This window comes from Streptomyces jumonjinensis (assembly GCF_009600885.1).
Taxonomy (GTDB): Bacteria; Actinomycetota; Actinomycetes; order Streptomycetales; family Streptomycetaceae; genus Streptomyces; species Streptomyces jumonjinensis.
This window is the reverse complement of the sequence record NZ_VCLA01000201.1, coordinates 92,988-95,547: the sequence shown is the minus strand read 5'-3', so window position 1 is coordinate 95,547 and position 2,560 is coordinate 92,988. Positions and strand designations below refer to the sequence as shown.

General features: G+C 71.8%; 5 protein-coding genes. 2 read left to right on the top strand and 3 right to left on the bottom strand.

What is annotated here, in order from left to right; genetic code table 11:
- Positions 1-97: 97 nt before the first annotated feature.
- Both FF041_RS36045 and FF041_RS36040 read right to left on the bottom strand, forming a co-directional pair.
- On the bottom strand, positions 98-313 hold the full coding sequence (locus FF041_RS36045; protein WP_323393673.1) for a hypothetical protein: 216 nt from the start codon (positions 311-313) through the stop codon (positions 98-100).
- Positions 313-711 (bottom strand): DUF317 domain-containing protein, encoded by a 399-nt coding sequence (locus FF041_RS36040; protein WP_323393672.1) that lies wholly within the window; start codon positions 709-711, stop codon positions 313-315. Before FF041_RS36040 ends, FF041_RS36045 begins: the two co-directional genes overlap by 1 nt.
- A gap of 216 nt (positions 712-927) precedes the next feature.
- Here FF041_RS36040 and FF041_RS38550 point away from each other — a divergent pair, with 216 nt between their 5' ends.
- Together FF041_RS38550 and FF041_RS36035 are read left to right on the top strand one after the other, a co-directional pair.
- Entirely contained in the window at positions 928-1,080 is a 153-nt protein-coding gene (locus FF041_RS38550) for a hypothetical protein (protein ID WP_228388888.1), read from the top strand.
- 206 nt (positions 1,081-1,286) lie between these two features.
- Entirely contained in the window at positions 1,287-1,736 is a 450-nt protein-coding gene (locus FF041_RS36035; protein WP_228388887.1) for a hypothetical protein, read from the top strand.
- Between the two features lie 103 nt (positions 1,737-1,839).
- On the opposite strand, the gene FF041_RS36030 is transcribed toward FF041_RS36035, so the two are convergent.
- Positions 1,840-2,370: a hypothetical protein gene (locus FF041_RS36030; RefSeq protein ID WP_153526771.1), complete on the bottom strand. Its 531-nt coding sequence runs from the start codon at positions 2,368-2,370 to the stop codon at positions 1,840-1,842.
- Positions 2,371-2,560 lie beyond the last annotated feature (190 nt).

The following is a 2,560-nucleotide window of genomic DNA, read 5'->3' as shown; positions in this document are numbered from 1 at the left end:
GGTCGAGGGTCTGGAGCTGGTGGACGAGCTGGGCGACGGTCAGCGGCTGGGACAGGGCAGTACCTCCTGGTGCGGAAGACGGGCGGGGTGCGCGGGGTCAGCGGGCGGCGGTGCGGTGGCGGCGGCCCATCTCGGCGGCGTAGCCCTTGGTCGCCGAGGGCGTCCCGGTCCAGGCACAGTCGCAAGACGCGACGAACTGGCTGCGACCGGTGCAGCCAGCGGTGAGAGGTCTGTTACCGGTCGTGTACGTGTGGTCAGGCGGGCAGACGGTCTTGTCCGGGTGGTACGCGGTCACAGCGATCGAATGACGCACTAGGGGCTCCTTCGGCGGGTTGAGGCGCAGTGAGCGCAGAGGGCGGTGGGAGTGGCGATGAGCCCGGCGAGGAACCCGGCGACGGCCTGCGGAGGGATCCCGGCGGAGAAGGTCTGCTCCCAGAACGGTTCGCCGTTCACGTCGAGAGCGCGGATGTGCCAGAGATCGCCGTGGCGGGCGGCGGGGGCCTCGGGGAGGAACCCGACGTACAGGCCGCCGTCCGGGCTGGTGCAGTGGACGTTGGCGTCCGGGTCGGTGATCAGGGTCCAGCCCTGGGAGTGGAGAAGGGCGAGGACGGGGCCCGCGCACCCGCAGCCCATCGGCCACTCCCGGGCCTGCGGGATGTGGAGCGGGCTGAGCTTGGCGGGGCGGGGGAGAGCGAGGGCGGAGTGCGTCACGGGTACGGGTATCCCTTCGTTGACCTGCGGTTTTTCCCGGCACCCGTACTTGAACATGGGTCCGGAGATGTGTTCCAGTCCGTTCGGGCGGGTGGATGTCTGCCGTGGGCGAATCCCGCCCACGGCAGGCCGGCGGCGGGAAGGAAGGGGCCGCCTGCGGACGCTGTCCACGAGCGGCACCATCGAACAGACGCAGTACGACGGGGAGGCGGAAGCGTGAACAGAGACGAGGCCCGGGAGTACGCGGAACTGGCCGACGACGCCCAGGTGGCATCGGAGGCGCGGGCAAGGATGGCCGACGGCCGCCGGATCGAGATGACCGTCGAGGAACTCGCCGCCCTCATCCGCCCGGACGCGCCCGGGACGTGAAGAGACGGGCGTCGTGGAGCGGTGCCGGTTCTCGTCCCAGGGTGCCCCCACGGCCTCCCGGAGGGGTCCCGGTAGGCCCGGTGCGGCCCGGCTGATTCTTTCGTGATCTTCGGCTGGATTCCGCCGCTTTACGGAGCGACGCGGAGGGTAGCCATCCGGCGCTTTCCGATCACCAGCAGTTCCGAGAACGAAAAGAGAGTCCGCCCGTGCCCGCTGTTCCCATCAAGCCCGGTGTCTACAAGTTCCACGCGCACATCATCGGCCCGTCGTCCCTGCTGACGGCCACCGAGTACGCGGTCAAGCACGGAGCGCCCGTCATCACCGACCGGATGAACCCGCTCCCGATCGAACAGGAGTGGACCATAGAGCCCGCCCATTCCGAGCCGGGCGCCCCGTACGTGATCCACCTGGCCCACCACGAGGCGGCGGGCCTCGTGAGCGCCGAGGACAAGCTCTTCGTCAACAGCGTGCCCCGGGCGGAGTGGGCGAAGTTCACCTTCGAGCCGGTCATCGGCGGCGTCAAGATCCTCTCCGACTCCGGGCTCGCCCTGCGCGCCGGGCACCGCGGGGCCCAGATCGAACTCGTCGCCCCCAAGCCTGAGTTCCAGGAGACCTGGACGCTGGAGTTCGTCAGCCCGCTCACGACGGAGGAGTAGGCACCGGAGCTGGACCCCGGTGCTGCACCGACCGGTGCAGAACCCGCCGCCCCGGCGTCCCCGGCTCTGGACGGGGCCATCGGGGACGCTGGTCGGCCTGTGGTCAGCGGCCGGGTGAGCGGGGCGGTGGCTCCTGGGGGCGCGGGGTGAAGGGGAGGACGTTGGGCCCGGCTGGATGGCGGGCGCGCGTGCTGTCGAGGGCCGGGGAGACGGCGGTCGCCACCACGCTCCGCAGGGGGCGTGGGCCCGTGTCGGCGTACTGGTCGGCGACCCGTTGGACGAGCCGCCGCTGGTAGGCCAGGGGCAGGGACTCGATGCGCTCGACGGCCCGGGACAACTCCGGGGTGAACAGGGCCAGCTCGCCGTGGCCGGCCTCCCGGGTCACGGCCCGGACGGCTTCTGCCTCGATCATCGGGGCCCACGCGTAGTCGAGTTCGGCTACGTCGCAGACGTGCTGGGCACCGCCGTGGAGCGCGTCGGAGAAGTCCAGGCCGTCCTCCATGACCGTGGGCAGGGAGTCCAGGAGGGTCTGGGTCGCGCGGCGCAGGCGTTCGGTCAGCTCGGGATCGGTCGCCCAGGCCACCGGCTGCAACGGGACCGGCGGACCACCGGACGGCGGGGGTGGGGTGTCCATACGGAGCCTGCCGGTTCAGCGGTGCCGGGCCGGCGCGGCGGTGGGGGGTGCGGTCGTCGTCCGGTACACGAGGGCTGGTGAGGGGATCACGGTCCGGGCCACGGTCGAGCGGGACCGGGCGACCGCCGCGCGCTGGATGTCCAGCGGGCTGGGGACAGGCGGCTTGACCGGCGTGATGCGGGACGTGGCC

Coding starts and splice junctions, on each gene's coding strand:
- FF041_RS36030 (WP_153526771.1), bottom strand. CDS start 2,370: ATGGACACCCCACCCCCGCCGTCCGGTGGTCCGCCGGTCCCGTTGCAG.